Annotated in this window: 17 protein-coding genes; 10 read left to right on the top strand and 7 right to left on the bottom strand. The window is 64.3% G+C overall.

Features of this window, described 5'->3' with window-relative positions; genetic code table 11:
• Nucleotides 1-79 precede the first annotated feature (79 nt).
• The 4 genes from MnOB_RS24275 (at nt 80) to MnOB_RS24260 (ending at nt 4,172) form a co-directional block, all read left to right on the top strand.
• On the top strand, nt 80-1,789 hold the full coding sequence (locus MnOB_RS24275) for a hypothetical protein (RefSeq protein WP_199824592.1): 1,710 nt from the start codon (nt 80-82) through the stop codon (nt 1,787-1,789).
• Nucleotides 1,783-2,526 (top strand): DUF3726 domain-containing protein, encoded by a 744-nt coding sequence (locus tag MnOB_RS24270; protein ID WP_077527020.1) that lies wholly within the window; start codon nt 1,783-1,785, stop codon nt 2,524-2,526. The genes MnOB_RS24275 and MnOB_RS24270 overlap by 7 nt, the downstream gene beginning before the upstream one ends.
• Before the next feature lie 347 nt (nt 2,527-2,873).
• Nucleotides 2,874-2,966, top strand: a complete 93-nt coding sequence (locus MnOB_RS29715; protein WP_371580272.1) for a DUF1127 domain-containing protein — start codon at nt 2,874-2,876, stop codon at nt 2,964-2,966.
• Between the two features lie 24 nt (nt 2,967-2,990).
• Nucleotides 2,991-4,172: an MFS transporter gene (locus MnOB_RS24260; RefSeq protein ID WP_077527019.1), complete on the top strand. Its 1,182-nt coding sequence runs from the start codon at nt 2,991-2,993 to the stop codon at nt 4,170-4,172.
• Here the strand turns inward: MnOB_RS24260 and MnOB_RS24255 are convergent.
• A complete protein-coding gene (locus MnOB_RS24255) occupies nt 4,169-4,699 on the bottom strand; it encodes a winged helix-turn-helix transcriptional regulator (RefSeq protein ID WP_077527017.1) in 531 nt (176 codons plus the stop codon). The two genes, MnOB_RS24260 and MnOB_RS24255, sit on opposite strands and share 4 nt — an antisense overlap.
• A gap of 102 nt (nt 4,700-4,801) precedes the next feature.
• Here MnOB_RS24255 and MnOB_RS24250 point away from each other — a divergent pair, with 102 nt between their 5' ends.
• Together MnOB_RS24250 and MnOB_RS29395 are read left to right on the top strand one after the other, a co-directional pair.
• A complete protein-coding gene (locus MnOB_RS24250; protein WP_077527054.1) occupies nt 4,802-5,425 on the top strand; it encodes a cysteine hydrolase family protein in 624 nt (207 codons plus the stop codon).
• Between the two features lie 123 nt (nt 5,426-5,548).
• Complete coding sequence (locus MnOB_RS29395; protein ID WP_265093695.1) at nt 5,549-5,671, top strand: hypothetical protein; 123 nt, start codon at nt 5,549-5,551, stop codon at nt 5,669-5,671.
• Between the two features lie 19 nt (nt 5,672-5,690).
• On the opposite strand, the gene MnOB_RS24245 is transcribed toward MnOB_RS29395, so the two are convergent.
• Complete coding sequence (locus MnOB_RS24245) at nt 5,691-6,233, bottom strand: cysteine hydrolase family protein (RefSeq protein ID WP_077527015.1); 543 nt, start codon at nt 6,231-6,233, stop codon at nt 5,691-5,693.
• Nucleotides 6,234-6,477: 244 nt separating this feature from the next.
• Here MnOB_RS24245 and MnOB_RS24240 point away from each other — a divergent pair, with 244 nt between their 5' ends.
• From MnOB_RS24240 to MnOB_RS24225, 4 genes are all read left to right on the top strand, one after another.
• Complete coding sequence (locus MnOB_RS24240) at nt 6,478-7,275, top strand: alpha/beta fold hydrolase (RefSeq protein ID WP_077527013.1); 798 nt, start codon at nt 6,478-6,480, stop codon at nt 7,273-7,275.
• Between the two features lie 55 nt (nt 7,276-7,330).
• Nucleotides 7,331-7,732: a hypothetical protein gene (locus MnOB_RS24235; RefSeq protein WP_077527011.1), complete on the top strand. Its 402-nt coding sequence runs from the start codon at nt 7,331-7,333 to the stop codon at nt 7,730-7,732.
• 78 nt (nt 7,733-7,810) lie between these two features.
• Complete coding sequence (locus MnOB_RS24230) at nt 7,811-8,677, top strand: GNAT family N-acetyltransferase (RefSeq protein WP_077527009.1); 867 nt, start codon at nt 7,811-7,813, stop codon at nt 8,675-8,677.
• Entirely contained in the window at nt 8,677-9,600 is a 924-nt protein-coding gene (locus MnOB_RS24225) for a polysaccharide deacetylase family protein (RefSeq protein WP_077527007.1), read from the top strand. The genes MnOB_RS24230 and MnOB_RS24225 overlap by 1 nt, the downstream gene beginning before the upstream one ends.
• A gap of 154 nt (nt 9,601-9,754) precedes the next feature.
• On the opposite strand, the gene MnOB_RS24215 is transcribed toward MnOB_RS24225, so the two are convergent.
• The 5 genes from MnOB_RS24215 to MnOB_RS24195 all read right to left on the bottom strand — a co-directional run bounded on the left by MnOB_RS24215 (nt 9,755) and on the right by MnOB_RS24195 (nt 16,239).
• Nucleotides 9,755-10,714 carry an HlyD family secretion protein gene (locus tag MnOB_RS24215; protein ID WP_077527005.1) on the bottom strand — a complete coding sequence of 320 codons (960 nt, stop codon included), beginning with the start codon at nt 10,712-10,714 and terminating at the stop codon, nt 9,755-9,757.
• 3 nt (nt 10,715-10,717) lie between these two features.
• Entirely contained in the window at nt 10,718-11,071 is a 354-nt protein-coding gene (locus MnOB_RS24210) for a DUF3302 domain-containing protein (protein ID WP_077527004.1), read from the bottom strand.
• Nucleotides 11,072-11,211: 140 nt separating this feature from the next.
• Nucleotides 11,212-13,740 carry an efflux RND transporter permease subunit gene (locus tag MnOB_RS24205; protein WP_077527003.1) on the bottom strand — a complete coding sequence of 843 codons (2,529 nt, stop codon included), beginning with the start codon at nt 13,738-13,740 and terminating at the stop codon, nt 11,212-11,214.
• A 17-nt stretch (nt 13,741-13,757) separates the two neighbouring features.
• A complete protein-coding gene (locus MnOB_RS24200; RefSeq protein WP_077527002.1) occupies nt 13,758-14,810 on the bottom strand; it encodes a WD40/YVTN/BNR-like repeat-containing protein in 1,053 nt (350 codons plus the stop codon).
• A 70-nt stretch (nt 14,811-14,880) separates the two neighbouring features.
• Nucleotides 14,881-16,239: a DUF1329 domain-containing protein gene (locus tag MnOB_RS24195; RefSeq protein WP_077527001.1), complete on the bottom strand. Its 1,359-nt coding sequence runs from the start codon at nt 16,237-16,239 to the stop codon at nt 14,881-14,883.
• Nucleotides 16,240-16,278 lie beyond the last annotated feature (39 nt).

Below are 16,278 nucleotides of genomic sequence, written 5' to 3'. Positions count from 1 at the left end.
CAAGCCGCTCCCGGTCGCCAGCCGGCATGGGTATGCGGTTACGCCAGTTGAGGGCCCAAGAATGAGCACCCCTTCAATCATGGATTCCGGCTTGCCCGAAGCCGCGAGTCTGCCCATGCGCCCCGCCAACCTGGTCATGGACCTGGAACGGCTGGGCAGCCTGCATCAGAGCCGCCTGAGCTTCATGCGCAGCCTGGTCCGCCGGATCATGCGCGAACGTTGGCAGATCGAGCCGCAGCGCTTCGATCTGGATGCCGACGGCTACGGCACGGTGATCTACCGGATTCGCACCCGCAGCGACCTGTTCAGCTTTGTCCTGTTCTCGCAGTACCTGGCGCCGGAAAAGCGCAACGACCGCGTCATCGCCAGTGAATGGGACCTGACCATGGCGCTGTGTGAAGGTGAAGTGGACGACGCCTATGTGGACTACCTGCGCCGCAACGTGCCGCTGCAGGAAGCCGGCCGCCTCGACGCGAAAGTGATGGTGCTGTCGCGGGCCAACCGCAGCGTGCGCAATTTCGACAGTGTGGTGGACGCCCTGGCCCAAGGCCGGCAGCCGGAGATCGCCCAGATCGCCAAGGTCGGCTACCTGTATCGCACGACTGCCGTCTACGGCAGCGGCAAGCTGGGCATGGCCGATTGGGAGAAGGTGAGCCGCAAGCACCCTGATTTTGCCCGCCCGTTTTCCGCCGAGATGTTCACCTGCTTCATGCTGCGCAACTTCAGCCTGCAACAGGCCGAACACATCGCTCGACGCCGCTCGCCGACCACTTCGGTGCCCTTCGAGCCAACGATCAAGCGCTACTTCGGCATCGGCAACTCGACCGGCCTGGGCATGGCTCCCTATCTGATCAACCACCCGCAACTGATCAGCCGCTGGATCGAAATGCGCGAACTGGCCCTGGCCCGCATTCTCGCCACCAGCCCGGTGGCGCCCGCACGGCTTGCCCGCTTCCCGCAGCTGGTTGACCGGGCCATCCGCCATATCGAGGAAACCTTCACCGAAGACGAGTGGCAGACCGGCAACAACCAGAGCGTGCTGACCGATCTGCGCAGCCTGCACGACTGGCTCGGCCAGGCACCGCTGGACTCCTGGCAGGCTCTGCAGGAATGGGCCCTCGGCCATGCGAGCCTGCAAGGCCAGGAGCTGATCAACTGCATCCTGCTGGAGCTGCACCCGGAGCTGGTGGATGAGCTGGAGGATTGCCTTGCCTTGCCCGAGCAGTTCCAGCTGCAACCGGAGATGCCCGCACGGCAGCTGCAAGCCTTGATCGAGACGAGCTATGACTGGGCATTGGCTATCGACTTCGACGCGGATGGCGCGCAGGAAACCTTCTGGTACCGCTCCGAAGAAAAGCAGGAGCCCCGCCTTGGCAGTTGCAGCCTCGACGAGGGCAAGGAAAAGCAGATGCCGCTTGGCATCGGTTACCTGGTCCAGCAATGCCATCGGCAACTCGTCGGCTACCTGGCGCAGCACCCGCAGCACAATGTCGCCCGTTTCCTGCTCTGCCATCCGGAACAGCGCAGCATCGTCCGCCGTATCCAGGGCATGGCAAGCACTCACTACGGTGAAATCCGCGCCAACCTGTTGGACCGCGACGTCCTGCCCATGCACCTGCTGCGCTGCAAGTTGTCGTTCTTCGGGGTGAGCAAATTCGACCCCCGCTCGCGCCTGTGGGTCCGCAACACCATGTTCCAGGGCGCACCCGTACTGGAGGACATCGGCCAGCCTTTCGACGATGACTGGTTCCTGCCGCTCGCCCCTATCCAGGAGAAAGATCGATGCTGATTTCCGCCAATGAACTAACTTCCCTGCTCAAGCGGGTGTTCGAGGGCATGGGTTACACCCCGGGGCACTACGAAGACGCGGCAGCCCTGGTCGGTTGGCTGCAATTGCACGGCGAGGACGGCCTGGGCGAGCTGGAACGGGCACTGGACCTGGTGGCCGACCGTGATCGCGCTGCAGCCGAACTGCTGGACGAGGGCACCGGCAGCCTGGTCGCCGACTGTCACGGACGCAGCGCCCTGAACTGCCTCCCGGCACTGCTGGAACTGGCCTCTGTCCAGGCCGTTGGGCAGACCTCGCTCCGCGTCGAAGTGCGGAACTGCCATAACCGCAAGTTCATCCTCAAACTGCTTGCGGACTGCGCGCGGCGCGGGCTTTGGGTCCAGGCCAGCTGGGAGAATGGCCACGCACCGGTACTCAGCCACATCGCCCGGATCGAACCTGGTGCAGCCTACCCGACCTTCCTGACCCACGAGCTTGCACAGGGTGCGCCTCGGGCAAGTCGCCAATCGCTACATCTGATCCTCGGTACACCCGCACGGCCGCAACCGGCAGGCGAGGCAGAGGTTCAGCAGAGTGAGCGATTGGTGACCCCCGATGACTTCGCCCTCGCCCGCGAACAGGCCCTGGAAAACGGCATGGAGATTTCTCCCGCGCTCTGGCAACGCCTCAACGGGCTCGCCGAAGCGGTGTTGGTGGAAAGCTCCGAACGCTCCCGCAGCGGTGCCGGTGGGCGCTGAAGCGGGTCACACCGGAAGCCTGGCCTTGCGGTAACAGCCGACAACGCGAGCGTCGCGCGTCACGGAATGGCACCGTCTCAACCGCCCGGGTGTCGGCTTCATTGGGGTCCAATTCGATGGCTTTGGCGAATTGTGCATCCACCTCTCAAGACCCGCGTTATTCATATTCCTGGAGAATCCTTCTTGGGATTCGAGATCAACCTCGCCCCCCAAGGAGGTCGTCATGAACGATACTCCCCACCCTGTGGCCGGCGGAAGCGTCGCGCCGACCCTACAAACTGGTGACCTTGCGATGCATTTTCGCGACCTGGGAGGCGCGCAAACGCTTTCGCGGGGAACTTGAACGAATGACGAAGGCCAATCCTCATTTGATCGGCGACATCGGGCTGACCCGGCGTCAGGCCGAGGCGGAGATCGCCAAGCCGTTCTGGCAGGAATGAGGTGAATGCCGCAATGAGGTCCGCATGACGGCCAACAGCACGACATCAGCACGTGGGGACAGGATTCCCTGGGCCGCGCTGGCCGGCATCATCGCGACCGTCTCGGTGTTCGCCCTGGCGCAGGGGCTCACCTACCCGTTGCTCAGCTTCATCCTCGAGCGGCAGGGGACGACGCCAGCGCTGATCGGCTTGTCGGCAGCCATGACGCCGCTGGGATTCATCCTGTCCTCGCCCCTCATCCCGGCACTGGTGCGGCGAGTGGGCGGAGGACGGCTCGCCATCCTGTGTTCGATGCTGGCCGCCCTCAGCCTGATCGCGATTGCCTGGACGCAGCAGGTCTGGGCCTGGATGCCGCTGCGCTTCCTGCTCGGCTTCTTCGCCAACCCGCTCTATGTGATCAGCGAAACCTGGCTGATGGCGATCACGCCCGCCGCTCGGCGCGGTCGAATCCTCGGGCTCTACTCATCGATCGTTTCGGCTGGCTTCGCCCTCGGCCCCTTGTCCCTTGGCATGGTCGGCACGCAAGGGTGGCCGCCCTTCATGGTCGGCATCGTGGCCTTCCTGCTCTGCGGCCTGATCGTGCTGGCGGTTGTGCCGCGCCTGCCGAAGACATCACATGAAGGTGAGGCAACCTCGGTCGGCGGCTTCGTCGCCCTGGCGCCGCTCCTGCTGTTCGCGGTTTTCGCCGCGGCCGCCTTCGAGCAGATCCTGCTATCGCTGTTCGCGGTCTACGGCGCTGCGTTCGGCAGCACGGAGGAACGCATCGCTTCGCTCATCACCTGCTACATCGCGGGCAATGCAGGGCTGCAGATCCTGCTCGGCCGCGTGGCCGAAAAAGCGGGCTCGCGGCGGACCATGCTGGTCTGCGCCCTGGCGTCGCTGGCAGGCTGCCTGCTGCTGCCAGCGGCCTTGAACTCCTGGCTCGTCTGGCCGTTCGTTTTCGTCTGGGGCGGCTTCGCATTCGGGATCTACACCATGGCGCTGATCCAGCTCGGCGAGCGTTTCACCGGCCAGATCCTGATTGCCGGCAATGCGGCCTTCGCATTCGGCTGGGGTGTTGGCGGCATGGTAGGCGCACCCGCGACCGGACTAGCGATGCAGCTGATCGGGTATCAGGGGATGCCCTTGTCCCTCGGCCTGCTGTGCGGTGTGCTGGCGGTGTTCCTGCTGGTAGAGAAGCGTCGCGGGAACGACACGCGAACCTAGCCGCCCCTCTGCTCCGGGCTGACCGTTCCCCGCGCAGCCCGAAAGGCATCGCGCCGTTCGTTGCGCTCCTCGGCATAGGTGGCGCTCTGCTCGCCGCTCAGGTCTTCGCGCCGCAGGACCTCGCCACAGCCCTCGCACAGCGGCCCCAGCCCGGCGGGCAGTCCGCATGTCCTGTGGGTGAAGCGCACGGCGATCCCCTCCTCCGCTGACTTGCACCACTGCTCGCCCCAGGCACGCAGGGCAAGGATCACGGGGTAGAAGGCCTCGCCCTTGACGGTGAGCTGATACTCGTAGCGAACCGGCCGCTCATTGTAGCGCGTGCGCAGCACCAGGCCGTCCGCCTCCATCTGCTTCAGGCGGGTGGCAACCATCTGCGGCGTACCGCCGGTCTGCGCCTGGATCTCGTCGAATCGACGGTTGCCCATGAACAGTTCACGCAGCACCAGCACCGTCCAGCGGTCGCCCACCAGGTCCTCGGCGCGGGCAACCGGACACAGCGTATCGGCGGATTTTCTCGGGCTTGACATGGCGTCTCCGGGGGGTGATTTTGTAAATATGATTTTCATAGCCATTACGGACAAAGTCAATCCAGGGAGCAATGGACATCCCCTAACCACGAGGACCCAATGATGTCGAACACCCCCTATCCCATCGACAAGACCGCCTACCTGCTGGTCGACCCTTACAACGACTTCCTCTCCGAAGGCGGACGCATCTTTCCCCTGATCGAACCTATCGCCTCGGAAGTCGGCCTGCTCGACAACCTGCGCACGCTCGACCGCGCGATCCGCGAGCGCGGTATCCCAGTGTTCATCGTGCCGCATCGGCGCTGGGAGCCGGGTGACTACGAAAGCTGGGACCACCCGACGCCCACCCAGTGCAAGATCATGCACGGCCACCACTTCGCCCGTGGCGAATGGGGCGGCGAGTGGCACCCGGATTTCGCGCCCCGTGAAGGCGACACCATCATCGCCGAACACTGGGGCTCCAGCGGGTTCGCCAATACCGACCTGGACTTCCGCCTCAAGCAACGGGGCATCAGCCACGTCATCATCGTCGGCCTGCTGGCGAACACCTGCATCGAAGCGACTGCCCGTTTCGCCTCGGAACTCGGCTACCACGTCACGCTGGTGCGCGACGCCACCGCCGCTTTCCGTCACGACATGATGCATGCCGCCCACGAGCTGAACGGCCCCACCTTCGCCCACGCCATCGTGAAGACGAACGAGCTCATCGCGAACCTCGCCAACTGACCGCCACGCCGGGTCGCCGCTGCCTCAGGCGGCGGCCCCTCGCGTCGAAACGACGCCATTCCCCCGCCTGATCGAAGAGCATGGCCAGGACTTTCTCGCCGAGCCCCGGCTCGCGGACTGGGCATGACGGCGATCGAATGCTTCCTGAGGCCGGTGTGCTACCAGGGCTTCCCGGACGAACTGCTGCCCGAGGCACTACGCGGGGGCAATCCGCTGCAGCTGCCGCGCATCGTCGATGGCCAGTAGGCGATAGCGCCCTCGGGCGCTATCGCCCCTCGATCTGCACCCGCTCTGCAGGCACCACCTCCGCCCGCACACCGAAGCTCGACATGCTGCCGAGCACCGCATTGTGGTGGGCGATGATCTGCGCGGCGCTGATGGCGGCGTTGTCGAGGGTTGAGTGAGCGTCCGCCGGCAGCACCACTTCGTAGCCCAGCGCCAGGGCACGGCGCACGGTGGTATCCACGCAATAGTCCGTCTGCAGACCGCAGATGATCAGGCGCTGGATACCCCGCTGCTGCAGCACATCCTGCAGTTCGGTCTGGTGGAACGAGTCCGGCGTGGTCTTGCGAACGCGAATGTCGCTGTCCGCCACAGCCAGGTCGTCCGCCAGTTGCCACGTCTCACTGCCGTAGAGGAAATAGGCTTCGGGCTCCTCATGCTGGACCACCACCACGGGCAGCCCGGCGGCCCGCACCTTGGCGCTGAGGTCATTGATGGTGGAGATAACACGGTCGATCTCGAAAGCGGCGTACTGGCCGACGCTGATGGCGCGTTGGACGTCGATGATCAGGAGAGCGGTTTTCATGGGCAGCGATCCCTGCAGAAGTGAAGGACGAAGCTTAGGACGGGGCGGCAATCGATACCAGCGGCTGGTCCGTCAACCAGTCGAAGGCGCTCGTCGTAGGGTGCGCCATGCGCACCGCCCCTGTGTCCTGATATATGTTTTGTGTACCCCCACCAACGCCCTGGTGCGCACAGCGCACCCTACCTCGTTACGACCACGGAATTTTCTGGCAACCTGAAGACCGATCATCGTGTTGGAGTCACCCGTGCCAAGCCCCAGCCACCACACACAGGACCTGCACATCGACAGCCTCCACGGCCGTCTGTTCGTTCGCATCTGGAGTCCCACCCACCTCAGCCCATCCTTCGACGAGCCGCCCATCGTCCTCTTCCACGACTCCCTCGGCTGCGTCGAGCTGTGGCGTGAATTTCCCAGCAAGCTCGCCGCGATCACCGGCAAGACGGTCGTGGCCTACGACCGGCTGGGCTTTGGTCGCTCGGACGCGAATCCACGCGAACTGTCGCTCGGATTCGTCGGCGACGAAGCCGAACAGGCCTTTCCAACCTTGAAGGATCATCTGGGCATCGGCCAGTTCATCGCCTTCGGTCACAGCGTCGGCGGTGGCATGGCGACCCATTGCGCCGCGCGCCACCGTGAAGACTGCCTGGCACTCATCACCGAATCGGCCCAGGCCTTCGTCGAAGACCGCACACTGCAAGGCATTCGTGAAGCCAAGGCCGGCTTCCAACAGGACGGCCAGTTGGACCGCTTGGCCAGATACCACGGCGACAAGGCCCGCTGGGTGCTCGATGCCTGGACTGAAACCTGGCTGTCACCCGAGTTCGCCGACTGGACCCTGGAAGCCGAGATCGACCGCCTGGACTGCCCGGTTCTGGCCATCCATGGCGACCTGGACGAATTCGGCTCCGACCTGCACCCGCAACAGATCGCACGGCTGACCGACGGACCGTCGCGGGTGCTGCTCATCGATGATTGCGGCCATGTCCCTCATCGCGAAAAACCGGATATCGTCCTCCAGGCCGTAGCGGAACTGCTGCGTTGAACCGGACCCGGGCGCCGTTGGCGCCTGGGCCATCGGCTGACTATGATCGGAAGCCATGACGCCCACTCTCCCCACTCGCCAACCCTGCCCTCCCGGTGCCTGCAACTGCGGGCGTGAGGAGTTGCTGGAGTTGCCGGGCGCCGATGTACGCATCCTGCTGCTGACCCGCCAGGAGGAGAAGCGCCTGCTGGAGCGGCTGGAGAACATTCAGAGCCTTGCCGACCTGGAGCATATGCAACGGCGCATATACGAGCAGCTCGGGGTGCGCCTGCATATCGCCCCCGGCTTCAACGAAGTGCGCAGCATGCGCGGCATCGATATCGAGATCGACGAATTGCCTGGGCTCTGCCGCAAAACCCGCCAGTCCATCCCGGCGGCCATTCGCCGGGGCCTGGAGCAGCACCCGGAAATCGCCTACCGCCTGCTGGACTCCCACGACCTCCTGCGCGACGCCTGACGTCCGCCCGGCGGCCTGGCTGCCCTCCTCGCTTGGCGCTATACCGAAAGCGTCCACCTCCTCCGAGGAGTTTCCGCCATGCCCATCCCGCTGGTTATCCGCAACATGCTGCGCCCCGAATTGGACGAACTGGTTGACTGGGCGGCGCGCGAAGGCTGGAATCCGGGCCTGCACGACGCCGAGCTGTTCTGGGCGAACGACCCCGAGGCCTACATAGCAGCGGACCTGGACGGCGTGCTTATCGGTGGCGGCGCCATCACCTCCTACGCGGGTGAGTTCGGCTTTATGGGGTTCTTCATCATCCGCCCGGAATTTCGCGGGCGGGGACTCGGCGACATGCTCTGGCACGCGCGCCGCGACCGTCTGCTCACCCGCCTCAATCCGGGCGCCGCCATCGGCATGGACGGCGTGTTCGCCATGCAGGACTACTACGCCAAGGGCGGCTTCGTCTTCTCCCATCGCAACCTGCGATTCCAGACGCTGGTGGCCGAGCCACCGGAATGGGCGCCCGACGAGGAAGTCCTGCTGCTTGCCGATTTCCCCCTGGACGAGGTGCAGGCCTACGACCGCCTCTGCTTCCCTGCCCCCCGTGTCCGCTTCCTGCAAGACTGGATCACCCAGCCCGAGGCCCTCGCCCTGGGTTGCCGGCGCAATGGCCGGCTGGCCGGTTTCGGGGTCATCAGGCGCTGCCTCGCGGGTTGCAAGATCGGCCCGCTGTTCGCCGAGGATGCCAGCGCGGCCGAAGCCCTCTTCGCGCAGCTGAGCGAGTTCGCCATCGATGGCCCGCTGTTCCTCGATGCCCCGGAGAACAATCCCGACGCCATGGCCCTGGTGCAGCGGCATGGCATGGAGGAAGTCTTCGGTTGCGCCCGGATGTACCTCGGCCCATTGCCCGCTGTCACCCAGCACCGGGTCTTCGGCGTCACCACCTTCGAGCTGGGCTGATGGTCGAGCGCAACCTGCTCGGCTACGGCGGCAAGCCACCCCATCCACGCTGGCCGGGCGATGCGAGGGTGGCGGTGCAGTTCGTGCTGAACGTCGAGGAAGGCGCCGAATCCTGTGTGCTCAACGGCGATGGCCAGTCAGAGGCTTACCTGCACGAGCTGCCCGGCCGGCCGGCACGGATCGGCGAGCGGGACCTCAGTGTCGAAGGCCTTTACGAGTACGGCTCCCGTGCGGGTGTCTGGCGCATCCTCGAGCTGTTCAACGAACGCCGACTGCCGTTGACCGCCTTTGCCGTCGGTCGCGCCCTGGAACTGGTGCCGCAGATCGGCCATGCCCTGCATGCGGGTGGCCACGAGGTCGCGGGGCACGGTTATCGCTGGCTGGACTATCGCGACGTGACCGAGGACGAGGAACGGCGCCACATCCAGCGGACCATCGAACTGATCGAGCGTATCTGCGGCCGCCGTCCATTGGGCTGGTACACCGGCCGGGTCAGCGCCAACTCCCGCCGACTGCTGCGCGAGGAAGGCGGCTTCATCTACAGCTCAGATGCCTACAACGATGACCTGCCCTACTGGCTGCCCGGCGCGCCGCCGCACCTGATCATTCCCTACACGCTGGTCAACAACGACGCCCGCTACCTGATGCCACACGGCTTCGCATCGGGGCAGGACTTCTTCCAGCAGTTGAAGGACGCTTTCGACTACCTCTGGCGGGAAGGCGCAAGACAACCCAGGATGATGAGCGTCGGCCTGCACGGCAGGATCAGCGGCCATCCCGCACGCGCCATGGCGCTCGCGCGATTTCTCGACCATGTGCAGGAACATGAAGGCGTCTGGGTGTGCCGCCGCGAAGAAATCGCCTGGCACTGGATGACCGTGCATGGATACCAGGCGGGCAGCCCCGGGGGAAGCCCGCCGTAGAACCTGCTTACGATCTGCTGTGCGTCGGAATAACTGCGTTGAAAATGGCTTCGGAATGCTCATTTACAACTCGTAGACTCCGCTTCCTCAGCCATTTTCGCCTTGTTCTTCTCTAGCTCGCGAAATCGTAAACAGGTTCGTGGCTGTCCGCCCGTTAATGGAACGGGAAGATGTAGTTCATCCAGGCCGCCATGCGCAGCAGGATCTTGCGCATGATCGCCACATGGCGGAAGTGCTTGCTGTAGAGCGCTGCCTGGCCATAGGAGCCACCCGGCATCACAGCGGCGTACTGCGCGTACTCCGGGTCGGTGATTTCGATGAACACCGGCACCCGGCCCGGTGGCGGTGACCCGGTGAAGCTGATCAGGGTGCCGGACGGTTGCACCTGGCCTTCGCCGATCACGGGAATCACCTGCTTCACCTCGCCCTTGAAGACGCGGCCGGGAATGCCGTCGAAGGCCACTTCCGCCTCGTCGCCAGTGCTCAGGCGCAGTTGGCTGTTCTGCCGCATCCAGGCGATGAAATAGAACCCTTCGTCAGGAATGAAGACCATCGAGGGGCGCAGCGGCAACTTCACCGCACGGACGCCCGGACGCAGGGACACATGGGAGACGAAGCCCTTGCTCGGCGCCCGCACCACAGTGTTGTCGAGGTCGAACTGGGCGATGTTCAGCTGCGCCTGCAGGTCGTCGACTCGTGCGGTGGTGAGGTCCACGTCGCGGCGGTTGCCGACATTGCGGGCGGCCAGTTCACGTGCGCGGGACTGGTCGGCGCGGGCCGACACCAGCTGCGCCTTGATGGATTTCAGCTTGTTCTCGAACGGTGTCGGGTCGATGCGGAACAGCACATCGCCCTTCTCCAACGGCTGGTTGGCCTTGACCGGAACTTCGATCACCTGGCCCGACACCTCAGGCACGATGGGCACCGAGACGAAGTAGGTCCGCGCCACTTCCGAATAGGGGTGGTTGTAGTTCATCAGGAAGATCAGCGCACCGATCAGCACGATGCCGCCCAGCACGGCGGTGGGCACGCTCCACTTGTTCAGCGGGATCTTGAAGATCTTGAAGATGGCAACGCAGAACGCTGTGTAGGTGAGGATCAGTAACAGGTCCATGGCTCAGCCCTCCTTCCGCTCTAATGGCTCTGCCGGGGCGCGACCTTCGAGCTGTTCGATGCGCTGACGCAGTTCCGCCAGTTCCTTTGCCAGCTCAGCGTCCTGGGCGGAGCCGGGCTTGCCGTGGTCGAAGCCCCAGCCGCGGTCCTCGCGGTACAACATGGCCCAGATCCACAGGAACGGCCACAACGCATGGAGGGTGAACAGGCTCACCCAGCCGGCGGCGTGGATGGCGTCCTGATGCGGGTGGTTACGGTGTACGGCGATTTCGTAGGGAATGTCGTGGAGGACGATGATGCCGTAGAACAGCACGATCCCCACAAAGAAGAGAACGCCCAGCGCGAAGTAATCAAGCATGTTGTTCTGTCCTGAAGGACGGCCTTCACAACATGAAGCAGGCACGTCGGTAGATCCGAAAACGGTATCGCCGCCGGCAGCAGAGCGGCCGGCGGCGATCCCCCGTTCTCCAGATTAGTCCAACTTCCTTCGCTTGCTGGTCAGGGCTGCACGGACTCCACCTGGCTGCTCTGCACCGCCTCGCTGACAGGGCGTGCAACCGGTTCGTCGACCGGGCTCACCGGCCGCGCCGCTTCGCCGCGCTCGCGCAGCAGGAAATAGGACAGTGCCGGAATCAGGATCAGGGCACCGATCATGTTCCAGACGAACATGAAGGTGAGCAGGATGCCCATGTCGGCCTGGAACTTGATGGGCGACCAGGCCCAGCACACCACGCCGGCAGCCAGGGTGATTCCCACCAGACCGACGACTCGTCCAGTGAACGACACCGCCTTCTTGTACGCCTCCGACAGCGAAAGGCCCTGGCGCTGGAACTGCAGCTGCACGCTGAGCAGGTACAACGCGTAGTCAACGCCGATGCCGACGCCGAGGGCGATCACCGGCAACGTCGCCACCTTCACGCCAATGCCCATCACCACCATCAGCGCCTCGCACAGCACCGAAGTGAGCACCAGCGGCAGCAAGGCCACGAGGGTCGCGCGCCAGCTGCGGAAGGTGACCAGGCAGAACAGCGTCACCGCCAGGTAGACATAGAAGAGCATGGTGCGGTTGGCATCGCGCACGACGATGTTGGTCGCCGCCTCGATGCCCGCGCTGCCGGCTGCCAGCAGGAACTGGCGATCGTCGCTGCTGTTCTCGGCGGCGAAGCGATCGGCGATGGCCACTACCTCGTCCAGGGTCTGCGCCTTGTGGTCCTTGAGGAAGGCGATTACCGGCATCAGCGAGCAATCGGTATTGAACAGCTCGGGGGTATTCACCGAGGCCTGCTGGGCGGCGTAGTTCAGCACGTCCTGGTTGCGTTGCAGGCTGAGGAACTTGGGGTTGCCCTCATAAGTACCGGCGGTGATCTGCCGCACGGCATTCGCCAGGGATGTCGTGGCCTGCACGTTCGGATGCTGCTGCAGGGCCCAGGCCAGGCGATCGGCCTGGATCAGGGTCTGGTAGTTCAGGCAGCCCTCGGCCGGCGTTTTCACCATGACCGCAAACAGGTCGCTGGAAAGCGCGTAGTGGCTGGTGATGTAGGCGTTGTCGCGGTTGTAGCGCGATTCCGGGCGCAGCTCCGGCGCACCGGCATCCAGGTCGCCGATCTGCAGGTTGAGGCTGACCATGAAGCCCGCCACACCGAGCACCGAGGCCAGGGCGACGGTGGTCAGGGCCCAACGCTTCTCGGTGAAACGGTCGAGGAAGTCCCACACATGGCCGAAGCCCTTGTGCGCGGCGGCGTTGTTGTCGATGCGCAAGGCACGCTCGGCGGCCTTCTTGCCGACGCCCACATAAGACAGTGCCACCGGCATCATCAGAAGAGTGGTCAGGATCAACACGGCGACGCCGATGCTGGCGGTGATGGCCAGGTCCTGGATCACCGGGATATCGATCAGCATCAGCACGGCAAAGCCCACCGCGTCAGCCAGCAGCGCAGTGACACCGGCGAGGAACAGTCGGCGGAAGGTGTAGCGTGCCGCCACCAGGCGATGGGTGCCCAGGGCGATGTCCTGCATGATGCCGTTCATCTTCTGCGCCGCGTGGGACACGCCGATGGCAAAGATCAGGAACGGTACCAGGATGGAATACGGGTCCAGCGCGTAGCCCAGCCAGGCGACGATCCCTAGCTGCCAGACCACTGCCAGCAGCGAGCAGACGATCACCAGCAGGCTACTGCGCAGGCAGCGGGTGTAGGCCAGGATGATGAAGAAAGTGGTAACCACGGCCAGGCCGAAGAAGGCCATGACCCGCATCAGACCGTCGATCAGATCGCCCACGAGCTTGGCGAAGCCGATCACGCGGATCTTGATCGCGCCCTGCCCTTCTTCACCCGAAGCTTGCGCCTTGCGGTCACCTCCGTATTCGAAGTGCAGGCGCAGTTTTTCTTCGAGATTGCGCGAGAACTGGTGATAGTCCACGCCCTGGCTGCCGGCGGTGGCCTGGTCCAGCAACGGCACCACCAGCATGGTGGACTTGAAGTCATTGGCCACCAGGCTGCCGACGATGCCGGCGCGGGCGATGTTCTGCCGCAGTTGCTCGATGCTGGCGGGCGAGCCGTCATAGCCGTCGGGCATGACCGGGCCTCCCTGGAAGCCTTCCTCGGTCACTTCGGTCCAGCGTACGCCGGGTGCCCAGAGGGATTTCATCCAGGCGCGGTCGACACCTGCTGTGAGGAACAGCTCGTCATGCACCTTTTTCAGCGCATCGAGGTAGGCCGGATCGAAGATGTCGCCCCGGGGGTTCTCCACCACGATGCGCACGCTGTTGCCCAGCCCGCGCAGTGCCTTGCGGTTCTCCAGGAAGTTCTGGATGTAGGGGTGCCCCTGGGGAATCATCTTCTCGAAGCTGGGCTTGAGTTCCAGCCGTGTGAAGGCCATGTAGCCCAGCAGCACCGTCACCAGCAGGATGCCGATCACGAAGGGCAGACGGTTGTTGAACACCATCCGCTCCAGCAGGTTGCCGCTACGGGGGTCGAAGTCTTTCAGATCCCGGATGACCGGCATCGGCTCTTGTTTCATGCCACCCATGTGGGTATGCCTCGCTTTTATTCTTGTTTTCCGGAAACCACGGGGCGCTGGCTGATGCCTCGCGCGCCCACCAGCAGCAGGCCGTTGTCGCTCGACGCCAGGGCGCCGTAGACGGGTACTGGCTGGCCGATGTTCAGCGGCTGGAAGTTGGCGCCCTGATCACTGCTCGCCAAGGCCTGTCCAGTCTGGCCGAACAGGTAGAGCGTGCCGTGGGCATCGCGCGTGGACGCGGTGATGCTGCTGTTCAGCCCGGTCTTCACCGCTGTCCAGCTGGCGCCGACGTCGGTGCTGCGATAGGCGTGGCCGCGCAGGCCGTACGCCAGCACCATGCCGGGCTGGGCGCTGATACCGAAGAAGCTGCCCTGATAGGGCGATTCCAGGGCCTGGAAGCGCTCAGCCCCGCCGTCGAGGCGCAGCAGCAAACCTTGCTCCCCGGCAATGTAGAGATGCTCGCCGTCGCTGGAGATGGCGTTGAGGTGGTAGCCGGACGGGTTGTCGGTACGGTCGGTCCAGGGCTCCCAACTCTTCCCGCCATCGAGGGTACGGAAGATCAGATTGAAAGCACCCACGACGAAACCAGTGCGTTCGTCGCTGAACCAGAGGTCAAGGAACGGCTTGTCGGCGCCTTCGGCCTCGATACGCTTGCCTTCTTCCAGCCATTGCCCGGCATCGGGCCGGGCACTGTAATAATCCTGCATGAGCCGACCAAGCTGTCGGCCATCGAGCTGCTTTTCCCAGCTGGCGCCGCCATCGCTGCTGTGCAGCACAACGCCGTCGTGGCCTACGGCCCAGCCTTGCTTGTCGGTGGGGAATTGCACGGCATTCAGGTCAGAGCTGACCGGCACGCTGGCCTGATTCCAGCTTTGGCCCTGGTCATCGGAGTAAAGAATGTGGCCGCGCTGGCCTACCGCGACGGTGCGCTGGCCAGCCTGCGCGAGGTCGAGCAAGGGGCTGCGTAGCGCCAGCTCACTGTGTTGCGCCGGCAGGTCGAGCACATCCACCAGGGTCGCGGCTTGGGCATTACCCGCCATCAGGGCGATGCCCACGGCGATGAACTTGAAAGAAAACATCGGGACGTCCTCTGAAAAAGAAAGCGGTTGCCGCTCCCCCACACTCAAAGGGAGCGGCAACCAACCTGGCTTAGCGAATGCCGGCGCCAGCCAGGGACTCGGCTGCCCACTGAGCCTTGGTCAGCGGGTCGATATAACGGATGCCGCCGTACGGGCCAACGATGCCGTTGATGTTGTAGGAGTTACCCACCAGGTCGTAGATCACGAACGGGGTGGTGTCCGGTACCTGCTTGTCGTAGCTCTGGCTGAGGAAAGCGAAGGAGCCACGGTAGATCTGCCCACGAGCGTCGTACTGGTCGGAAGCCAGAGCGACCCAGCTGTCCTCATCCAGGTAGAAGCGGCGTTTGGCGTAGATGTGGCGAGCGCCCTCTTTCAGCGTGCCCTCGACAACCCAGACGCGGTGCTTCTCCCAGCGCACGTAGTCGGGTGACAGGTGGTTGGGGGTGGTCAGGGCCTTCGGGTCCTGGGCGTAGGTCAGCTTGTAGGTGTTGTAGGGAACGATGAGTTCCTGCTTGCCTACGAGTTTCCAGTCATAGCGGTCCAGGGCGCCGTTGAAGACGAACACGTCGTCGTAGGTGCCGGCACCGGCGGTACCCGGGTTCGGGGTGTCGTAGGCGAGGCTCGGCGCGAGCTTCACGCGGCGCTGGCCGGGCAGGTACTGCCAGGCACGACGCGGCTGCTCGACGGCGTTGGCAGCGTCCTTGAGCATGATCGCCTCACCAGCGCGACGGGCCGGACCCGAGTAGTACAGCTTCATCTGGTAATACACGTCGGTATTGGCGATGGGCTTGTTCAGGTCCTGGTAGATCGGGTAGTTGATGAAGGCCTGGCCGGTGGTGGCCAGTGTGGCTACGCCCGCGGCGTCAACGTTCCAGGAGTCGTACTTGGAGTTGATGGTCACACCCTGGTAACGCAGCAGGTGGTTCCACATGGCTTCGGCGCCCGATTGCGGGATCGGGAACGGCACGCCCGGCAGCACGTTTTCCAGAGCCAGGCCGCCATTGGCGGTCTTGGCGCCGGTGGCGTTCTTCACGGCGTTGTCCAGCACCGGCTGCGGCATGGCCACGGTACGGTGGGTCGGGAAGACATCAACGCGGAAGTCCGGGTAGCGCTTGGCCAGCTCAACGGTGGTAGCGCTAAGCAGATTCTTGTACTGGTCGACGTTCTTGCCGTCGATCACCATCGCCGGCTTCTCGCTGGCGAAGGGATCGGGGCGCATGCTGTCGCCGGACTTGAAGCCCGCCGGAGCGGTGGTCAGGCCACCGTCATAGGCCGGGATCGAGCCATCGGCGCTGGCCGCTTTCTCGGCCCCTACCAGGGTCAGGTTGTTGCCCAGCTTGGCGGCCTCATCAGGCGACACGGCGGCATGGACGGAACCAGCGAAGGCCACCGCGAGGGAAGCCGCCATCAGAGTTTTCACGAATCTCATCTCGTTGTTCTCCTGCTCTTTTGTTTGAGCTATGCGGAA

This window comes from Metapseudomonas resinovorans (assembly GCF_002003485.1).
Classification (GTDB): domain Bacteria; phylum Pseudomonadota; class Gammaproteobacteria; order Pseudomonadales; family Pseudomonadaceae; genus Metapseudomonas; species Metapseudomonas resinovorans_D.
This window is presented reverse-complemented; position numbering and strand designations above follow the sequence as displayed.

Bases quoted from the DNA above. Each gene is read 5' to 3' on its own strand.
- MnOB_RS24275 (WP_199824592.1), top strand. From the start codon at position 80: ATGGATTCCGGCTTGCCCGAAGCCGCGAGTCTGCCCATGCGCCCCGCC.
- MnOB_RS24270 (WP_077527020.1), top strand. From the start codon at position 1,783: ATGCTGATTTCCGCCAATGAACTAACTTCCCTGCTCAAGCGGGTGTTC.
- MnOB_RS29715 (WP_371580272.1), top strand. From the start codon at position 2,874: ATGACGAAGGCCAATCCTCATTTGATCGGCGACATCGGGCTGACCCGG.
- MnOB_RS24260 (WP_077527019.1), top strand. From the start codon at position 2,991: ATGACGGCCAACAGCACGACATCAGCACGTGGGGACAGGATTCCCTGG.
- MnOB_RS24255 (WP_077527017.1), bottom strand. From the start codon at position 4,699: ATGTCAAGCCCGAGAAAATCCGCCGATACGCTGTGTCCGGTTGCCCGC.
- MnOB_RS24250 (WP_077527054.1), top strand. From the start codon at position 4,802: ATGTCGAACACCCCCTATCCCATCGACAAGACCGCCTACCTGCTGGTC.
- MnOB_RS29395 (WP_265093695.1), top strand. From the start codon at position 5,549: ATGACGGCGATCGAATGCTTCCTGAGGCCGGTGTGCTACCAGGGCTTC.
- MnOB_RS24245 (WP_077527015.1), bottom strand. From the start codon at position 6,233: ATGAAAACCGCTCTCCTGATCATCGACGTCCAACGCGCCATCAGCGTC.
- MnOB_RS24235 (WP_077527011.1), top strand. From the start codon at position 7,331: ATGACGCCCACTCTCCCCACTCGCCAACCCTGCCCTCCCGGTGCCTGC.
- MnOB_RS24230 (WP_077527009.1), top strand. From the start codon at position 7,811: ATGCCCATCCCGCTGGTTATCCGCAACATGCTGCGCCCCGAATTGGAC.
- MnOB_RS24225 (WP_077527007.1), top strand. From the start codon at position 8,677: ATGGTCGAGCGCAACCTGCTCGGCTACGGCGGCAAGCCACCCCATCCA.
- MnOB_RS24215 (WP_077527005.1), bottom strand. From the start codon at position 10,714: ATGGACCTGTTACTGATCCTCACCTACACAGCGTTCTGCGTTGCCATC.
- MnOB_RS24210 (WP_077527004.1), bottom strand. From the start codon at position 11,071: ATGCTTGATTACTTCGCGCTGGGCGTTCTCTTCTTTGTGGGGATCGTG.
- MnOB_RS24205 (WP_077527003.1), bottom strand. From the start codon at position 13,740: ATGGGTGGCATGAAACAAGAGCCGATGCCGGTCATCCGGGATCTGAAA.
- MnOB_RS24200 (WP_077527002.1), bottom strand. From the start codon at position 14,810: ATGTTTTCTTTCAAGTTCATCGCCGTGGGCATCGCCCTGATGGCGGGT.
- MnOB_RS24195 (WP_077527001.1), bottom strand. From the start codon at position 16,239: ATGAGATTCGTGAAAACTCTGATGGCGGCTTCCCTCGCGGTGGCCTTC.